We start from the raw sequence: 17,450 nt of genomic DNA, 5'->3' as shown, positions 1-17,450 counted from the left end.
TTTACACAAAAGCACAATCCATGCTGAAAATTATGTTTGCTTTTTATCCAGTTTTCAGTACTCTAAGCAACGCAGTAACATTATCCTTGTTATTTGCTTTGCTAAAGAAAACCTCACTTTTAGCATCTGCTCCTGTGGTTGGCGTGACGATCAAATCCGAAGATTACAGGGCACTTCAGGTCTTCTTTCGCTATCCTCTTGTTCCTATAAAAAATTCTATATTCCCACTACACTCATAACTTCAGTTAAACTCAACAGATAAAACTAGAAAATTCTGTATGTACATGCCTTATGAAGCAAAAACAAATTCTTTGTGTTGAAGATGAAGCCGCCATTGTCCTGCCGCTACGTTATGCGCTTGAGCGTGAAGGTTGGCAAGTCAGTTGGGCCAATACAGGAACACAGGCACTGCAATTACTGACGCAACAATCCTTTGATTTTATTATTTTAGATGTCGGACTCCCTGATCTGAATGGTTTCGAAGTCTGCAAACAATTACGTCAAAAAGATCAAACCCCTTTACTGTTTTTAACAGCCCGTGATGATGAAATTGACCGAGTGGTTGGTCTCGAAATTGGGGCGGATGATTATTGCAGCAAGCCCTTTAGCGCACGAGAAATTGTGGCAAGAATCAAAGCGATTTGGCGCAGAATGGAAGCGCAAGCTCAGCCTGTTACAGCCTCTGTAGCAGCGACGAAAACTGACGTTATTGTGCAATCGGCAACTTGGTCATGCAATCCACAAGCTTTACAGATTCATTATCATCAACAAGTACTACAACTGACTCGCTATGAATACCGCTTGTTATTTTTACTAATTCAGCATCCAGAACAGGTGTTTAGCCGCCAACAACTGATGGATCATATTTGGGAACATCCTGAACATAGTTTGGAACGTACTGTCGACACGCATATCAAGAGTTTAAGGCAAAAGCTCAGACAGATTACTCCACATGATGATCCGATTCGTACTCATCGTGGCTTTGGCTATAGTTTGATAAAGTTGAGCTAAAGCATGTCTATCTTTGTCCGTATCTGGTTTTTCTTTAGCTTGGTGGTGGTACTCAGTCTAGGCTTTATCGCCTATACCCTGACTCAACAAGTGAAACCCAATGTACGACAAGTGGTTGAAGACACCCTCGCTGAAAACGCCAATATTATTGCCCAACTGATTGCGGAAGATGTCTATCAACATCAGGTGGATACGCCCGAATTTGATCAAAAAATTCAGGCAGCTTTGTCCCGTCAACTGAATGCCACCATTTGGCAGCACCGCAAAGAACAGATTAATCAGCAACTGTACATTACCGATCCCAAAGGCATCGTGATTTATGATTCTGAAGGGCCAGCTGTAGGACAGGACTATTCAAAATGGAATGATGTCTACTTAACGCTACGCGGCAAATACGGCGCACGTTCAACGGCAACCAATCCCTATGACCGCAATAGCAGTGTCATGCATATTGCAGCGCCGATTATTTACCAACAACAATTGCTTGGTGTGGTCAGTATTGGTAAACCAAATCAGTCGGTACAACCTTATATCGAGCGCGCCGAACAGCAATTAATTTATCAATCCTTATGGATCGCAGCACTGAGCTTATTATTGGCGAGCATGGTGGCGTATTGGCTAAGACACAGTATTGATCGCGTTCGACGCTATGCACAGGCTTTGGCACCAGTAAATCAGGCACCTTTCTTTTATTCCGCTAAAGAACTCAACCAAGTGACTCAAGCACTGAGCGAAATGCGGGAAAAACTGGAAGATCGTGGCTATGTGGAGAAGTATGTCAATACACTCACCCATGAACTCAAAAGCCCCCTCACCGCGATTCAAGCCAGCGCTGAACTATTACAAGATGATATCCCTCTAGCTGATCAGCAACAGTTTGCCCATCATATCGTCCAGCAAAGCCAGCGTTTGCAATCCTTGATTGAACGAATGTTGTTATTAACACGACTCGAAAAAAATCAACATGTTTTAGAGTTTCAAAACTTAGACCTGAACGAACTCATTCAACAATGCTTTCAGCAACAACATAGTGCTTTGCAACTGAAACAGATCCAAATACAACTTGATCTGCCCCAACACTGTTTGATCCATGCCGATCCATTTTGGCTGAAACAAGCGCTGAATAATCTCTTAGATAACGCCAGAGATTTCTGCCCGCCACAGGGGAAAATCGCAGTTCAAGTTCAGCAAGACCCAAGCCATCAAAGCATCACTTTGTTGTTTTTTAATGAGGGCGATGCGATTCCTGAATACGCCTTAAATCGTGTATTTGAAACCTATTTTTCACTGCCTCGTCCGCATAATCAGCAACGCAGTACCGGCATTGGACTCAGTATCGTCAAACAGATTATTCAGCAGCACCACGGTCAGATTAATATCCAGAATATTGAAGCGAATCGCCTCGACTTCTTAGCAACCCATCAATCTGGTGTGCTCTTGACCCTCATACTTCACACAAACTTCACTTAAGCTTCAAACCGAACTCATCCGAAGCGCATCTCGCATATAGATACTGGTCATATCCTAATGACCATGGAATTTCATATGCGTCGCAATTTTATCAATCTTAAAATCGGAGCCATTCTGTTCCTGATTTTGATTTTTTATATTGGTTTGTTTTTTATTTCGAGCTTGGTCTCAGAACGCCAAAGCTATCAACAACAAGTCATTCATGACATCGCCAACGAACAAATTCGTCCACAACAAATCGTTGCACCTTATTTAAAACTGCCCTACCAAGTGCAAACCACCTGCACCGATGAGCAGAAGAAGAGTTATCCCTGTACACAAACCCTATTTGTCGCTATCGGGGCTGAAACGACCGACTGGAATGCACAATTTAAGGTTTCGGACAGCACTTATAAGCGCAATAACTATAAAGCAATCAGCTATCAGAACTCGATGTCCGGTAAAGGTACATTCAAGGCCATCGATAACGAGGCAAAACGTGATTATCGATGGGAACAGGCTGAAATTATTTTCCCAATCCAAGATGCGCGTGGGCTGAATGCCAAACCAATCTTCAATATTGATGGCAAGGCCTATAAATTCGACTTTTCAGAACAAAGCCAAGGACAACGCGGTTTTGACCTGATGCATCTGACAGCGAAGCAGTACCCTGAACTGGTGCAAAAGTTCCAACAGGGTTTTAAGTTTGGCCTGCAATTCGAGCTTGAAGGACTCAGTGAATTCAGCTTCATTCCGACCAGTTATGAAATGACCTATCAAGCCACAGGTAACTGGGGCGATGTTAAATATGATGGGCAAAGCCTACCCTTTAAAAAATCCAGTGAAAAACGCCAATTCCAAGCGAACTGGAAAAATATCGCACTGGGTAAACGTAATTTAGAAAATGTGTCATTGTGCGAAAATAGCCAGTGCTTCTATCAGGTCTTAAATACAGAACATGCACCCGCAGAAGCGGCTTATGATAGCCGTACCCCATCCAATATTTCAGGCATTTCGACGCAATTCCTAGAGCCCGTCAATATCTATACCCAAACCGATCGTGCCATTAAATACGGTGTGATGGTAATCATCATCACCTTTGGTTGCTTCTTTCTGTTTGAGGTTTTAAAACAACTTAAAATCCATCCTGTGCAATATGCCTTGGTTGCAATAGCACAAGGTGTGTTCTTCGTGTTGTTACTTTCAATCAGTGAATATTATGCCTTTGCATTGGCTTATTTGGTTGCGGCCTGCGCCTGCGTCGGTCTGATTACGTGGTACTTATACTTCGTCGTGAAAGGGATTAAGCCTGCGTTGTTCTTCGGGATTCTACTCGGTGTGCTCTACAGCATGATGTATCTATTACTACAATCCAGTGGCAAGACCTTCTTATTCGGTTCGATCCTGTCCTTTATTCTGATTGCCTGTGTCATGTTCATCACCCGTCATGTCAATTGGTACCAATCCGAACAACCAAGCCAATAAAAAAATATATAAGGGTGAAGTGTAATGTCTTTGCCCCTTTTTCATTTATATTGATGAGGAATAAAACCATGTACCAAACAACTTATTTAGCGTTAAAGCAACTTAAACAGCTATGCCCTTTGCATAGCTCGATTGCAAGCTGTCTGAATCAATTACGACAAGCCAAAATCCAATTTTTGAATCTGGGAAATATTATTATTTGCCCACAACAACGCTGCATTTTGATTTTCAAACATCGTAACTTAATGGAAATAGAAACTTTTTTCGCCTGATTTATAGAAAATTACATTGCAGCTGAATGGCATCAAGTACAATCCTCACTATACTTTTCAATTAGGGAATCACTATGTCTGTGCAACGCCTTCATGTCACATCACGTTATTGCGAAGTTGCAATTTCAGGAAATCTTGTTCATTTAGCCGGCCAATTGGCGGATGACACCAGCGTTGATGTAACCGCACAGACACAGCAGACCTTAGATAATATTGATCGTTTATTGGCAGAAGCAGGTACAGATAAAACCCATATTTTATCTGTACTGATCTTTTTAAAAGACATCGAAAAAGATTATGCAGCCATGAATGCAGTATGGGATGCATGGATTGCTGAGGGACATCCCCCAGCACGTACCTGTGTCGAATCTAAACTCTACACACCTGATGTTTTGGTTGAAATGACAGTCACTGCGGTTCGCCCAAATTAATAAGATTTAAATGCGAATTCATTATATTTCATCATTCGATCTGCTTTAGGCAGCGACATTGATGCTGAGGTACCTGCCGCTGAAATAGCGGTAGGCTCAAACAAATCAGGCACTAAATCCTCTCTGAGCTCCTGTTCAGTCGGAATGCTGCTATAACGCAGTACACGATAGCCTGCCAATTCAAGTAAGCTATCTTGATAATGCTTTTGATGCAGACGGTTCACATAAGATTCGTCTGCAATCTCAATAATCGCAAGCACTTGATGTTGCTGATCTAAAATGACGAAATCTGCGACTAAACCTTGATACTTACGACGTGTGTGTGCAAATTTAGTAGTCAGTAAAGCATCAAAAGACACATGCGCCAACACGGTATGACGTGGTAATACAGCTTGTAAACGCATCAAAGTAATTTGCTCCGCAATATTTAAAATACCACGGCGTTTTAATGGACTGTCCTGACGCCTATTTTGTTGTAAGCGACGAAGTGCAAGTGCTGTGATTAACAGCAACCCAACTGTTGTTATAAAATAATACATTTCTAACTAATCCCTTTAGATTTTTTATAATCATTTGGCTTTATGCCAATTTTTTTAATCAAGAACATCGATAGCAAAGTCATTTTGCAGTGCAAACTTAAGTTTTTTAATCGTGTTTTCCTAGACGACCAAAGTCGTAATAGCCCTCTGCACTTTATTTATAATCATTCGTTTGCCAAGATTCAAGTCGTTATTGTCAGTTTATGTTTCTATGGGCGATAGTTTTACGATCAAATTGTGATCACATAATAATTTAGGCATAAAAAAGAAGGCATGAACGCTCTCATGCCCTCTTCAATACCCAATTAACGAGGTGCTTTGGTTTTAGACTTTGGTTTTCCTGAAAATGGTCTTTTCTCACCCGTTTCACGTGGCGGTAAACCATTATGTTGCGTTAATAGCTGCCCTTTTTGCGGACGTTGCTGAGCTGACGGTGAACGAGACTGACCTTGACCACGTTTTGCAGAATCCCCTGCGACAGATGAATTCTTCTTACGTGCCGATTTATATTCACCTTCAGCAGTACCTTGTGGCTGATAAGTTGGAATCAAATGCTGCTTTGAATTTCCGATTAAATCTACACGCCCCATCTCTTTCAAGGCTTCACGTAATAAAGGCCAGTTGTTTGGATCGTGATAGCGTAAGAATGCCTTATGCAGACGACGACGCTTTTCGCCTTTCACGATATCCACATTTTCCGTATAACGTGCCACTTTAGACAATGGATTTTTGCCTGAGTAATACATTGTGGTTGCCGTTGCCATTGGCGATGGATAGAAGGTCTGTACCTGATCGGCACGGAAGCCATTTTTCTTCAACCAAATCGCCAGATTCATCATGTCGTAATCGGTAGTACCTGGATGTGCGGCAATAAAGTATGGAATTAAATACTGTTCCTTACCTGCTTCCTTACTGAAACGCTCAAACATTTGCTTAAAGCGATCATAAGTCCCGATACCTGGTTTCATCATCTTGGATAATGGGCCATTTTCGGTATGCTCAGGCGCAATTTTAAGATAACCACCGACATGGTGCTGAACCAATTCTTTCACATATTCAGGGTTTAGGACTGCAAGATCATAACGTAGACCTGAACCAATCAGAATCTTCTTCACCCCTTTGATTTCACGGGCTTTACGATAAAGCTGAACCAAAGGTGCATGGTCGGTATGCAAGTTCTGACAAACGCCTGGATAAACACACGATGGTTTACGGCAATTCTTTTCAATTTCAGGGTCTTGGCAATGCAAACGGTACATGTTTGCCGTTGGTCCACCTAAGTCCGAAATAATCCCAGTGAAGTTAGGTGCAGTATCACGGATCTTTTCAATTTCACGTAAAATTGAATCTTCCGAACGGTTTTGGATAATACGACCTTCATGCTCGGTAATCGAACAGAAAGTACAACCACCAAAACAACCACGCATGATATTCACAGAGAATTTGATCATATCAAATGCTGGAAAACGCGCATTGCCATAAGCGGGATGCGGTAAGCGCGCATAAGGCAAATCAAACACATAGTCCATTTCCTCAGTGGTCAGAGGAATTGGCGGTGGATTGATCCAAACATCACGCTCACCATGACGTTGTACCAATGCACGTGCATTACCTGGGTTGGTTTCCAAATGCAAAATACGATTGGCATGTGCATAAAGCACCTGATCCTCAGCCACTTCTTCATAAGAAGGTAAACGGATTACCGCCAATTCGCGTGGTGGTAATTTATGTTTAATTGCTTTTGATGGTGCAGGTTTCAGCTGTACGATCTGCGTATCTGGATCTAGATTGTCGCCTTCACGTACGATCGGATTTGCCACAAATTCTTTTTGGAAGTTTTGATACTGTGCCAGTGAGTTACCTTTTTCTTTTTCAACTTCACAGCCATCAATGTCTTCAGTCATGACATAGGGGTTGATAATTTGATCAACACGACCAATGGTATCAACATCGTTACTGGCGATTTCAACGAATTTTGCTTTCGATTTTTTATTATGTTTATTGATAATAAATGCAGTACCACGAACATCGGTAATCTCGTGGACTTTTTCACCTTTGGCTAAACGATGCATTACGTCAATAATGGCACGCTCGCCATTGCCATACATCAACAAATCAGCTTTAGAGTCCATCAAAATTGAGCGACGAACTTTGTCTGACCAATAGTCATAATGTGCGATACGACGTAAGCTGCCTTCAATCCCACCAAGTAAGACTGGAACGTCTGGAAAAGCCTCACGGCAACGCTGACAGTAAACCGTTGCTGCACGATCTGGACGCTTATTTGCTTCATTATTTGGTGAGTACGCATCATCAGAGCGGATTTTACGATCTGCCGTATAACGGTTGATCATTGAATCCATATTCCCTGCAGTCACACCCCATGCAATGGTTGGCTTACCTAAAACGCGGAAGCTCTCGACATTGGTCCAATCAGGTTGCGCAATGATTCCGACACGGAAGCCTTGTGCTTCAAGTACTCGCCCAATCACACCTGATACAAAAGATGGATGGTCAATATAAGCATCGCCACAAACTAAAATAAAGTCACATGCATCCCAGCCGAGTAGATCCATTTCTTCTCGTGACATCGGCAAAAATGGTGCGGGTTCAAAACACGACGCCCAATATTTGTCGTAATCAAACAGCGCTTTAGGCGCAGTCTGCATGGTATAGGCAGTAGACATAGCTTGCGAATCTCGGCTAGCAGATGAAGGAGAGACATTTATAAGGGCTGTTGGTATTTTAACCCCTAAAATGAAAGCCGATCATTTTAACATGAATTTCATTCATTTTTATAGATCAAAAAACAAACAATGACATTTCCCCAAAAAGTATTTGTAACTTATTGAGGAAACTGCGTCATAAGATGATGATAATTATTCCTTTTCGTTCAAGAAACCTTCTTTAATTTCAGAAGGTAAATCTTGATGCCACCACATATAAATAGAAGCTTTAATTTCTTCATCTTCATCAGGATCATTAAAAGGTTCATCATCTTCACGGATGAGCTCATCGCCATTAAATTTGAACCAAAACTCCCATGGATCATCATCACCACAGCCCCAAGCTTGTGCATGAATATCAGGTAATACTCTTTTTAAAAATAATAAAATATTTTCAATGTTTTCATCACCATTTGAGCCATGGGTAAAATCTAGCACAGCAAACCCATCAACATAGTGCAGTGTCTCTGGTGTAAGATCGTGTTCAATCGAATCGATCAAATCAACCAGCTCTTGAATAATCTCATCTGCTTGTGGATTAATTAGCAAAGCCGTTTGAATGAACTTTTCTTCATCTCCATGATGTGTTGTAAATAAAACTTCTAATTGCCCCATGATTGTTGAATCAGGATGTTTATAATAAACACGACTATGTAATTCCATATTATTTTCCCCAATTTTAATATTATCTCTACACCCAAATAGGTGCTTATTTAAGTTACTAAATCTTCAGAACTTTTATCAAGTTTATGCGACTTTATTTGTCGTTTTATTTTCATTCTTCATTAAGCATATCGCAAGCACAAAACCGATCACTAAGACCACAGCGACACTCAAATTAATTCCACCCCATCCAAAACGTTCCCAAACCAACCCGCCACTACTGCCAAGTAAACTTGAGCCGATGTAATAGCAAAATAAATAGAGTGAAGACGCGACTGCCCGATACTGAACAGCTTGAACCGAAACCCAACTGCTGGCTGTCGAATGTGCCGCAAAAAAAGAAAAGGTAAAAATTGTGAGGCCCAGTAAGATAGTCCAGAGCGATGGAATCAAGGTAATCAATAGGCCGATAATCATCATCACCAGTAAAACTGGCAATACTTTATCGCGCCCATATTTAAAGCCCCATTGCGCGGCTTTGGGTGAACTATAAATGCCTGCCAGATAAGCAATTGAAATCAGACCGATCCATGTTTGAGATAGATGAAACGGGGCTTCTAATAAGTGGTAACTAATATAGTTAAAGACCGTGACTAAGCAGCCCATTAGAATAAAACCTTGGGCAAATAAAATGCGTAATTTCGGGTCTTTTAGATTTTGCTCAAAGGCTGCTTTAAAACGTGAAAATCGGAATGGAAATGGTTTGAAATGCTGTGATTTGGGTAATAACAGATAGAATAAGCAGGCAATCACAAAATTCAGAAAACCAATAATATAAGTTGCCGATTGCCAAGAAATAAAATCAACCAAAACACCTGCAATCAGACGCCCACCCATTCCGCCAATCGCGGTACCTGAGATATACAGCCCCATGGCAAAACCGATATCCTTCTGCGCAATCTCCTCTCCGATATAAGTCATCGCTACCGCAGCAACACCGCTAACAGCTAGACCAATCAAAACACGGGTACTTAGAAAAATTTCCCAGATTGGAAAAGAAGCACTAATCAGTAATAAAATCGAGACCAGAAATAAGGCAAACACCATGATGGGTTTACGCCCGAATCGATCGGAAATAAAGCCCGTGAACAATAGGCCAATAGCCAGTGCAATGGTAGAAAAAGACAGCGGAAAACTACTGTGGGTCGGAGTGACATGAAAGAATTCTGCAAAGATCGGCATCATCGGCTGTACACAGTACAACGAGGAAAATGACGCGAAACCAGCAAAGAACAATGACCATAAAATCGCAGTAAACGATTTCGAACCATATTCAATATGGGTTGGGCGCAGCACTGATTCAGACATGAGGACTCCTTATGCCCGATCAGTATACGCCTTCGACCGAAATGCGGAATGATCATTTCGGCCATTTTTATCAAATGTTTAAAATAATGCTTTAGGCAGGCGAATCTGAATGATCTCATTATCATCGGCGAGTTTGGCATTGCGTCCTGATGAACCAGGGAAATTATTGTCATTCAATACTGTCAAAGTCGTGCCATTTTCAATAATCACATCTTCAATGGTTTCAAAAGGGAAGGCAAACACCTTGCCTGTACCAATATCTCCCTCACGCGCTGTGCCATACAGCCCATTTGGATTGGCAATTTTCATTAAGTCGACCAAGTCTTCGCGTGCCACCACCTGCTTCGGCTCATTGAATTTAATTCGAATCAGTTTCTTATGGCCACCGAGATTATTTTGACTCACATCGCGCTCAATAATGATGCCTTCTTTGTCATTAAACAGTTGGAAGTCGCCAATATTGGTGGCTTTACTATCTAGTACGAACCAATAATAAACACCCGTATAGGCTTTCTTCTGAAGATCAAATTGAGAGATCAGCAGCCTACCTGTCGAGTCATTCAGCAATGGCTTTTCCAGTAGCGGATACAGATATTTGCCATCAGGTGAAATTGCCATGCCTTCAAAACCACTACTGCGCCCCACCAATGGCTCCACATAATTGATATTGGCTTTATTCAGCTGGTTTTGCGGAGAGCGTAATTCTTGGCTCGGATTAAATGGATTGGGCAAAGCAATCGGTGCATCGAGTAACACACCATCGGCTGAGAAATGTAGTAAAAATGGGCCAAATTCATCACCAATCCAATAAGTACCATCTGGCGCACGTTGCATTGATTCAGGATCAAAATCCGCCCCTGTCAATAAACGTTCTGCCGTATTGCCATTTACAATCTCAAAAGGAATCCGCTTATTGGGATCACGTAATTGAAGGAAACTTTGTACAGAAACCTGCCCCGAACCTTTACTCTTGGTTTTAAAATCAGCTTTGATTTTATAAATGCGTAATAAGAAATCAGCTGAGTTATCCTGTGTGCCAAAACCATTATCGGCCATGGCCATATAGCTGCCATCCTCATTTTTTAAGGCAGCAGAAAAGCCCTGTACAGGTTGTCCTTTAAAAGGTGGATAGATGCCATTGGCCCCACTCACCGCTTTACCTGAATCTGGTCCAGCGGCATAAGTTGCGACAGGAAGCTTGGCGAAAGAAATCAGCGTGGGTTCTGTGACTTTGTCTGTCGATGTATTCTGATCTTGGTTATTGTCATCATTATTACAAGCCGTTAAACCCAAAGCACTACAGCAGAATAAGGCCAATAAAGTTTTCTTGTTCATGGTTTTATACATTTGGTAAAAAATTAGGCAAATTAAAACAAGTTTTTATGACGCTTTTACTGCAATAAAATGAAGTCTTTATGGCGAAAACATGACAATGTAACGCAACCTTTTGTTTTATGAATCGCGCTTACTATGGTCTATCCAATCTTAGGCAAGCTTGATCGGATGATATTCACCAGCAATCGCAGCTTTTAAAAAGTTTTGAAAGGTTGGGCATTGCATATGATTTTCTGCGGGACATACCGCAGCATGTCTCAGTCCTTGGCTGATAAAGCGCAGACGTCGGGTCATTTGTTCTAGCTGCTCTGCTTTCTGATTGAGCATGGCTCGGTCCAATTCGGGCTGACCACTCTCCCCAAACATATGCGCAATTTCATTGAGGGAAAAACCTGCCGCCCGCCCCAAAGCAATCAATGCCAATTGATCCAAGACATGCTTGCTATATTGTCGGCGTAAGCCATGACGACCAATCGATCTAATTAAGCCCTTTTCCTCATAAAAGCGTAAGGTTGAGGTAGTCACATTGGCCCGTTTAGCCACTTCTCCAATATCCATAAATACCCCTTGACTTCAAGTTGACTTGAACTTGCACACTATCTTTATCGCGTTTTATACAAAAAAGATCAAGGTGAAAAAATGGAAACTTCGGAACTATTATTTCAAATCCTATGCCTAGGCGTAGGAGCCACAATAATGATGGATATGTGGCTACTGCTATTAAAAAGACTCAACCTCCCAAGCTTAAATTTTGCCTTACTGGGGCGTTGGGTCGGTTGGATGTTTCGGGGCAAGTTCATCCATGCATCGATTGCGCAAAGTCTTGCTATTCGACAGGAATATGCCTTGGGTTGGCTGGCACATTACAGTGTCGGCATTCTCTTTTCATTCAGCTTTGTCCTGATTGTTGGAGAGACATGGCTGTTGCAACCACAATTCACCTCTGCCTTTATTTTCGGGGTGATTACAGTGCTCATTCCCTTTTTCGTCATGCACCCGGCTATGGGGGCAGGCATTGCTTCAGCTAAAACAGCACAACCTTTGCGCAACTGCCTACGAAGTCTGATCAATCACACTATTTTTGGCTGCAGTTTATATCTCAGCGCTCAATTGCTTGCACTGTTTCACTGAGGAGTTCAACCATGAAGTCTATTGCCATTATTTATCATAGCCGTCAGGGTCATACTCAATTTATTGCCCAACAGATTCAACTCGGTGCCGCACAAGTTGGACAGATTAAAATTGATTTATTCACCGCTGAGCAGCTAATGTCACAACCTGAATTACTCTGTCACTATGATGGACTGATTTGGGGTTCACCAACCTATTTGGGTGGTGTGTCAGGCACATTGAAACTGTTGATGGATGCCACAGGACCTTTATGGAAAAAACAAGCATTTAAAGGAAAGTTAGCTGCAGGATTTACAGTTTCCTCACTGCCTGCAGGCGATAAGCAATCTACCCTGATTTCACTTTTCACCTTTTCGATGCAACACGGTATGATATGGGTCGGTAATCCTATTTTACCTGAGCAACATCAAGGTGTTCCTTATACGCAAGCGGCCAATCGTCTCGGGTCATGGTCTGGCCTTATGGCACAAGCTGAACATGCCAGTGCGGCAGATGCTTTTGATGTTGGCGATATCAAAACCGCTCAGTTGTTTGGACAAAATTTTGCATTGAGCTTAAGTGCATATCAAGGAGTGATGATCACGTGAAAGCAGCAAGTCTTTTATTTCCATTGATTTTATCCTGCATGATGTCTTTTTTAATCTCTGGCATCACCACATTAAAGGCAGTCGGTTTTATCGATCATTTCTTTGCGATGTGGATGTCTGCATGGATCGTGGCGTGGATGTTTGCCTTTCCTAGCGTATTGGTCTGCGCGCCAATTGCACAAAGGTTGGTTGGCTGGATTCTAAAGAAACGCTAATTTGCACTTTGTAAGTAAAAGCCTACAGTGACTGTGGTGATTGGCGAATATACCGAATGAGATAGATTCACTAATATATCAAGCATAGAGAGACAGGATGTCTCATTCAGAATAATAACAAGCACAGGATGTGGTCGTTGACAGGAGTTGGCGGCAAGAAACCAAATATGAGAAAGCCTCGACAGGATGTCGGGGCTTTCTTATTCGGCTTAATATCTAAAATTAAACGATTTACTCCTATAGATTACATTGACTCCCATCAGCTTGCTCCCTACCATCCGCATGTTTTATAGATGACGGTCAAATTTTTCCACGATGATAATTCACAAAAAATTTTCTTTTTCTCGCTTTCAGATTGCTTTTGCTAAATTGAGTCTCATTTTTTTAAGTACTTACTTCACTGTCGCGTGTACGACAACCAAGGCACCTACGGTAAATCACTCCCAAAAATTGTCTTCTGGTATTCAAAACGCTTTTTCAGTAGCACCAACAACCGCAAATCGGGTTGCTCCAATCATTCTGCAAACTGCTGAACGTCACAATATCTCACCGCATTTATTAGCCGCGCTGATTCGTCAAGAGTCTAGCTATAGAACCCGTGCACGATCTTCAGCAGATGCCGTGGGTTTAACCCAAGTACGCCCAAAATTTTGGCAACAGTTCTGCCCTGGTGATTTATATGATGAACATGTCAACATCAATTGTGGTGCTTATATCTTGGCGAACTACTATCAATCGACAGGCGATTGGTCAAAAGCCCTCGGCTATTACAATGTTGGCCCCACAGGTTACAGAAGAAGTCCCTATATGCGTCAGCAAGCTGAACGCTATGCCAGCTCAGTCAAACGCCATGAACAAAGTTTAAAAGAAGCCCTTTAATGCGCCATTATGCAAGAACCTAAAACTACTGTGATGATTGCCAAATACACCTAATGAGCTAGATTCACTGATCTATAAATCATAGAAAGACAGGATATCTCATTCAAAATAACAAAAAATACAGAATGTAGTCATTTACAGAAACTGGCGGCAGGCAACCAAAGATGAAAAAGCTTCAACAGGATGTCGGGGCTTTTTTATGACTCACTCAAGTCCAACCATGACCGTAAAATAACTACTATTGACTCGCCTAAACTGAGTGCATACCATCCTTATACTTCTGTTTGGTATCAGGTTCTAGTTTTGCACATCACATCAACTTCTTCTGATCAACCTACGGCCTTCAAACCGTTTGCCTCAATCATTTTAAAGATCAGCCTTGTTGTGCTTGCAATCAGTTTATCTGCATGTAGCAGTTTAAGCGGGTCCTTTACCAATCGCTCGAATCAACTTTCCTCAGGTTTGCAAAATGCCTATTCCGTTTCGCCTAGCACAGCAAATCGTTTATCTCCAATAATTATTCAAAGTGCTGAGCGTTATGATGTATCACCGACTCTACTTGCGGCCCTGATCCGTCAAGAATCGAATTACAACAGCTCAGCGCGCTCGCCAACAGGTGCAATCGGTTTAACCCAAATTATTTCCAGCCATTGGCGTCAGTCTTGCCCCGGCAATCTCTATGATGAGAATGTCAATATTAACTGTGGTGCACATGTGCTCTCGACTTACTATAGATCTGCTGGCAGTTGGTCTAAAGCCGTGGCTTATTATAATGTCGGACCAACTGGCTATGAACGCAGTTTCTGGACGCGCCATAAAGCCAAGAAATATGCACGCTCGGTCAAACGCCACGAAAAAACCTTAAAAAAAGCACTTTAAAATCAATAAAAAAACCATGCCTCAAGCATGGTTTTTTTATTGATTGAATCACGAAATTATGCTTCGTCAAACAAACCTTCAAATAAGACTGAAGATAAATAACGTTCACCGCTATCAGGTAAAATCACCACAATGGTTTTGCCTACATTTTCAGGACGTTCAGCAATTTGCGCTGCTGCCGCTAATGCTGCACCACTTGAAATACCAACTAAAATGCCTTCTTGGGTTGCGCATTTTCTTGCCCACTCAATAGCAGCTGCGCTATTCACTGGCAGCACTTCATCAACTAGATCCAAGTCTAAGTTCTTAGGAATAAAGTTTGCACCAATTCCCTGAATTTTATGTGGTGCAGGTGTAATGCTTTCACCGCGCTTGGTTTGCGTGATGATTGGTGATTCAGCAGGTTCAACCGCAACTGAATACAGTGGTTTATTTTGAACTTGCTCAAAATAACGTGAAATACCCGTAATGGTACCACCAGTTCCTACACCAGCAACCAAGATATCCACTTGACCATTGGTCGCTTGCCAAATTTCAGGGCCAGTGGTGTCTGTATGAATTTGTGGGTTGGCTGGATTTTCAAATTGTTGCGGCAAGAAATATAGTTCTGGATTTTCAGTGGCTAAACGAACAGCCTCATCTACCGCACCTTTCATACCTTTGGCAGGATCGGTCAGCACTAGATCTGCGCCTAAAGCTTTTAGTACTTTTCGACGCTCTAGACTCATACTGGCAGGCATGGTTAAAGTAATTGGATAACCTTTTGCCGCTGCGACGAATGCCAAAGCAATCCCTGTATTGCCACTGGTTGGCTCAACAATCTGCATGCCTGCTTTCAGTACACCACGTTTTTCCGCATCTGCAATCAACGCTGCACCAATACGACATTTCACTGAAAATGCAGGGTTCCGGCTTTCTACTTTTGCCAGTACCGTTGCACCGGTTTTGATGAGGCGATTGATCCGAACTAAAGGTGTGTTACCAATGGCTTCAGCATTATTTGAATAAACTGCGATACCTAGATTGGCAGGTGTTGGAAATTGCTGATCGGTTGACATGTTATTTCCTTATTAGATTTGGAATGATTCTCAATCATTATAGGCATATAAATAAGAGTTACTACAAAATTCAATTATCCTGAAACAAATTCGCCTTATTCAAATCATTAGTTATTCTAACTAATGATTTAATGTGGTGTCTTTAAAACAAGAAACTGAATTAAAGAGATAACCCAATAAATTGTTGTGCTAAAACCAATTAGAATTAATCCACGAACTAAATTAATTCTCCAATTCGGTACAGATTGGAACCAACTCAAAGCTACATTTTTAGCAGTACATTCAGCGCTACGAACTAGAAGTAAAGCAGGAAGGTCAACATTTATGCCCATTATTTCAATTCCTATCTCTTTCTTCGGTGATAGGTTATCAAATATTAAAGTACAGCGACCATCTTGGGCTATCTTTTGTTCATAAGAGCGAACAGGCCAAGAATTGATATGCTGGGGCTGCCAATTAAAAATTAATTCAATTTTATTTGCAGTATCTCTTCCAGTATTTATAACTTTGATTGATGCTGTCTCAACTCTTTGCATCGGCTTTAAAATATTACCCTCAGCATCCTTCAAAGGTTCTTGTACAAGGAAAACAAATGCATGAGGATTTGTCCAAATTAATTTTGCTTTAGGCTTTATCCCCACATTCAGAAACCAAGTAATAAATGGTACTAATAAAGAAACTATTTCCTTACCATAGGTACTTATAAACTCCATAGCATCTCCTAGGCTAACAATCTCAAATAGTAATTATCATAATTCCTTACTTAATATACATTTAAAATCAAACAATTAGCATTAAAATATAGCTAGAACTACCAAAGCTCTCCCTCTCGCCAATCCGTGCAAATCGCATCATCAGCTGTATGATGTGATAGTAATTCTTTCAGCTTAACACTCAATGGATACAGCAGAATTTCATTCTCATCTGTCAAATAAGTAGAGCTATTTTGTTTGATATATAAATCCCCCAACCAAGAAATCCAGCCTAGTTTTTTATAGAATGCATCATCTTCGGGCTGTAATGCAGCAAGTTCATAACCCCAAGTCGTTAAAGCATCGATCAAATATCTTAATAACTGTGATGCTAGCCCCTTCCCCCGCATCATTTCATCAGTCGTCACATATTCAACATAAGCAGTTTTTACACTGATATTGTCATTAACAATGAACATTCGATCCGTCCATAGAGCGTGCGATACAATCTTTTCATCCAATATACAGATTAAATGAGAAGCTGTTTGCATGAAGGCATACTGACTCCAAGGATCTTCATCAAAAGCTGTAAAACATAACTCAGCAATCTGTTGTCGCTGTAGTCTATCCAAATCTTGAGCGGCGATAATTTTAAACTGCATGAACTGATGCTCGATTCAAATTGTTTATATCTTAAGCAAGGAAAGGGAGAGTATGAAGACTTTTTAGTCAAATCTGGTGAGAATAATTGAATATATAAAATTTTTCCCAATAAAAAACACCCCCAACG

Annotated in this window: 19 protein-coding genes; 10 read left to right on the top strand and 9 right to left on the bottom strand. The window is 41.3% G+C overall.

The genetic code is table 11. The features are described 5' to 3' along the window. Window positions 1-291: 291 nt before the first annotated feature. From creB to B2727_RS13110, 5 genes are all read left to right on the top strand, one after another. The gene (creB, locus tag B2727_RS13130) at window positions 292-1,011 is read left to right on the top strand and encodes a two-component system response regulator CreB (protein WP_005200645.1); all 720 of its coding nucleotides are present in this window, start codon (window positions 292-294) and stop codon (window positions 1,009-1,011) included. Between the two features lie 3 nt (window positions 1,012-1,014). Then, complete coding sequence (gene creC, locus B2727_RS13125; protein ID WP_033133904.1) at window positions 1,015-2,481, top strand: two-component system sensor histidine kinase CreC; 1,467 nt, start codon at window positions 1,015-1,017, stop codon at window positions 2,479-2,481. A 75-nt stretch (window positions 2,482-2,556) separates the two neighbouring features. Next, complete coding sequence (gene creD, locus B2727_RS13120) at window positions 2,557-3,945, top strand: cell envelope integrity protein CreD (RefSeq protein ID WP_033133903.1); 1,389 nt, start codon at window positions 2,557-2,559, stop codon at window positions 3,943-3,945. A 68-nt stretch (window positions 3,946-4,013) separates the two neighbouring features. Further along, a complete protein-coding gene (locus B2727_RS13115; RefSeq protein ID WP_005163235.1) occupies window positions 4,014-4,217 on the top strand; it encodes a hypothetical protein in 204 nt (67 codons plus the stop codon). A 74-nt stretch (window positions 4,218-4,291) separates the two neighbouring features. After that, window positions 4,292-4,648 carry a RidA family protein gene (locus tag B2727_RS13110; RefSeq protein WP_005200652.1) on the top strand — a complete coding sequence of 119 codons (357 nt, stop codon included), beginning with the start codon at window positions 4,292-4,294 and terminating at the stop codon, window positions 4,646-4,648. Here B2727_RS13110 and B2727_RS13105 read toward each other — a convergent pair. From B2727_RS13105 to B2727_RS13080, 6 genes are all read right to left on the bottom strand, one after another. After that, window positions 4,645-5,187 (bottom strand): DUF2726 domain-containing protein, encoded by a 543-nt coding sequence (locus B2727_RS13105; protein WP_004802049.1) that lies wholly within the window; start codon window positions 5,185-5,187, stop codon window positions 4,645-4,647. The genes B2727_RS13110 and B2727_RS13105 overlap by 4 nt on opposite strands. 305 nt (window positions 5,188-5,492) lie before the next feature. Then, window positions 5,493-7,874: a YgiQ family radical SAM protein gene (locus B2727_RS13100; RefSeq protein WP_004802047.1), complete on the bottom strand. Its 2,382-nt coding sequence runs from the start codon at window positions 7,872-7,874 to the stop codon at window positions 5,493-5,495. Window positions 7,875-8,066: 192 nt separating this feature from the next. Continuing rightward, window positions 8,067-8,576 (bottom strand): hypothetical protein, encoded by a 510-nt coding sequence (locus tag B2727_RS13095; RefSeq protein WP_033133902.1) that lies wholly within the window; start codon window positions 8,574-8,576, stop codon window positions 8,067-8,069. Window positions 8,577-8,660: 84 nt separating this feature from the next. Then, a complete protein-coding gene (locus B2727_RS13090) occupies window positions 8,661-9,884 on the bottom strand; it encodes an MFS transporter (protein WP_033133901.1) in 1,224 nt (407 codons plus the stop codon). A gap of 78 nt (window positions 9,885-9,962) precedes the next feature. Further along, window positions 9,963-11,219: an esterase-like activity of phytase family protein gene (locus B2727_RS13085; RefSeq protein ID WP_162180589.1), complete on the bottom strand. Its 1,257-nt coding sequence runs from the start codon at window positions 11,217-11,219 to the stop codon at window positions 9,963-9,965. A 150-nt stretch (window positions 11,220-11,369) separates the two neighbouring features. Beyond that, entirely contained in the window at window positions 11,370-11,777 is a 408-nt protein-coding gene (locus B2727_RS13080) for a helix-turn-helix domain-containing protein (protein WP_033133899.1), read from the bottom strand. A gap of 81 nt (window positions 11,778-11,858) precedes the next feature. Between B2727_RS13080 and B2727_RS13075 the strand changes: the two genes are divergently transcribed. From B2727_RS13075 to B2727_RS13055, 5 genes are all read left to right on the top strand, one after another. Further along, a complete protein-coding gene (locus B2727_RS13075) occupies window positions 11,859-12,350 on the top strand; it encodes a DUF2938 domain-containing protein (protein ID WP_033133898.1) in 492 nt (163 codons plus the stop codon). An 11-nt stretch (window positions 12,351-12,361) separates the two neighbouring features. After that, complete coding sequence (locus B2727_RS13070; protein WP_033133897.1) at window positions 12,362-12,937, top strand: flavodoxin family protein; 576 nt, start codon at window positions 12,362-12,364, stop codon at window positions 12,935-12,937. After that, window positions 12,934-13,152 carry a DUF2798 domain-containing protein gene (locus B2727_RS13065; protein WP_004656444.1) on the top strand — a complete coding sequence of 73 codons (219 nt, stop codon included), beginning with the start codon at window positions 12,934-12,936 and terminating at the stop codon, window positions 13,150-13,152. The genes B2727_RS13070 and B2727_RS13065 overlap by 4 nt, the downstream gene beginning before the upstream one ends. A gap of 315 nt (window positions 13,153-13,467) precedes the next feature. Beyond that, on the top strand, window positions 13,468-14,031 hold the full coding sequence (locus tag B2727_RS13060; protein ID WP_004802034.1) for a lytic transglycosylase domain-containing protein: 564 nt from the start codon (window positions 13,468-13,470) through the stop codon (window positions 14,029-14,031). Between the two features lie 360 nt (window positions 14,032-14,391). Further along, window positions 14,392-14,910 carry a lytic transglycosylase domain-containing protein gene (locus tag B2727_RS13055; RefSeq protein WP_033133936.1) on the top strand — a complete coding sequence of 173 codons (519 nt, stop codon included), beginning with the start codon at window positions 14,392-14,394 and terminating at the stop codon, window positions 14,908-14,910. 56 nt (window positions 14,911-14,966) lie between these two features. On the opposite strand, the gene cysK is transcribed toward B2727_RS13055, so the two are convergent. From cysK to B2727_RS13040, 3 genes are all read right to left on the bottom strand, one after another. Next, window positions 14,967-15,968: a cysteine synthase A gene (cysK, locus tag B2727_RS13050; protein WP_033133896.1), complete on the bottom strand. Its 1,002-nt coding sequence runs from the start codon at window positions 15,966-15,968 to the stop codon at window positions 14,967-14,969. A 128-nt stretch (window positions 15,969-16,096) separates the two neighbouring features. Then, window positions 16,097-16,681, bottom strand: a complete 585-nt coding sequence (locus B2727_RS13045; protein WP_033133895.1) for a hypothetical protein — start codon at window positions 16,679-16,681, stop codon at window positions 16,097-16,099. A 98-nt stretch (window positions 16,682-16,779) separates the two neighbouring features. Next, entirely contained in the window at window positions 16,780-17,322 is a 543-nt protein-coding gene (locus tag B2727_RS13040; protein WP_033133894.1) for a GNAT family N-acetyltransferase, read from the bottom strand. Window positions 17,323-17,450 lie beyond the last annotated feature (128 nt).

Source organism: Acinetobacter sp. UBA991, assembly GCF_002292065.1.
Taxonomy (GTDB): Bacteria; Pseudomonadota; Gammaproteobacteria; order Pseudomonadales; family Moraxellaceae; genus Acinetobacter; species Acinetobacter higginsii.
The sequence above is the reverse complement of the archived record's forward strand: the minus strand, read 5'-3'. Positions and strand labels throughout refer to the sequence as shown.

Coding starts and splice junctions, on each gene's coding strand:
- creB (WP_005200645.1), top strand. CDS start 292: ATGAAGCAAAAACAAATTCTTTGTGTTGAAGATGAAGCCGCCATTGTC.
- creC (WP_033133904.1), top strand. CDS start 1,015: ATGTCTATCTTTGTCCGTATCTGGTTTTTCTTTAGCTTGGTGGTGGTA.
- creD (WP_033133903.1), top strand. CDS start 2,557: ATGCGTCGCAATTTTATCAATCTTAAAATCGGAGCCATTCTGTTCCTG.
- B2727_RS13115 (WP_005163235.1), top strand. CDS start 4,014: ATGTACCAAACAACTTATTTAGCGTTAAAGCAACTTAAACAGCTATGC.
- B2727_RS13110 (WP_005200652.1), top strand. CDS start 4,292: ATGTCTGTGCAACGCCTTCATGTCACATCACGTTATTGCGAAGTTGCA.
- B2727_RS13105 (WP_004802049.1), bottom strand. CDS start 5,187: ATGTATTATTTTATAACAACAGTTGGGTTGCTGTTAATCACAGCACTT.
- B2727_RS13100 (WP_004802047.1), bottom strand. CDS start 7,874: ATGTCTACTGCCTATACCATGCAGACTGCGCCTAAAGCGCTGTTTGAT.
- B2727_RS13095 (WP_033133902.1), bottom strand. CDS start 8,576: ATGGAATTACATAGTCGTGTTTATTATAAACATCCTGATTCAACAATC.
- B2727_RS13090 (WP_033133901.1), bottom strand. CDS start 9,884: ATGTCTGAATCAGTGCTGCGCCCAACCCATATTGAATATGGTTCGAAA.
- B2727_RS13085 (WP_162180589.1), bottom strand. CDS start 11,219: ATGAACAAGAAAACTTTATTGGCCTTATTCTGCTGTAGTGCTTTGGGT.
- B2727_RS13080 (WP_033133899.1), bottom strand. CDS start 11,777: ATGGATATTGGAGAAGTGGCTAAACGGGCCAATGTGACTACCTCAACC.
- B2727_RS13075 (WP_033133898.1), top strand. CDS start 11,859: ATGGAAACTTCGGAACTATTATTTCAAATCCTATGCCTAGGCGTAGGA.
- B2727_RS13070 (WP_033133897.1), top strand. CDS start 12,362: ATGAAGTCTATTGCCATTATTTATCATAGCCGTCAGGGTCATACTCAA.
- B2727_RS13060 (WP_004802034.1), top strand. CDS start 13,468: ATGATAATTCACAAAAAATTTTCTTTTTCTCGCTTTCAGATTGCTTTT.
- cysK (WP_033133896.1), bottom strand. CDS start 15,968: ATGTCAACCGATCAGCAATTTCCAACACCTGCCAATCTAGGTATCGCA.
- B2727_RS13045 (WP_033133895.1), bottom strand. CDS start 16,681: ATGGAGTTTATAAGTACCTATGGTAAGGAAATAGTTTCTTTATTAGTA.
- B2727_RS13040 (WP_033133894.1), bottom strand. CDS start 17,322: ATGCAGTTTAAAATTATCGCCGCTCAAGATTTGGATAGACTACAGCGA.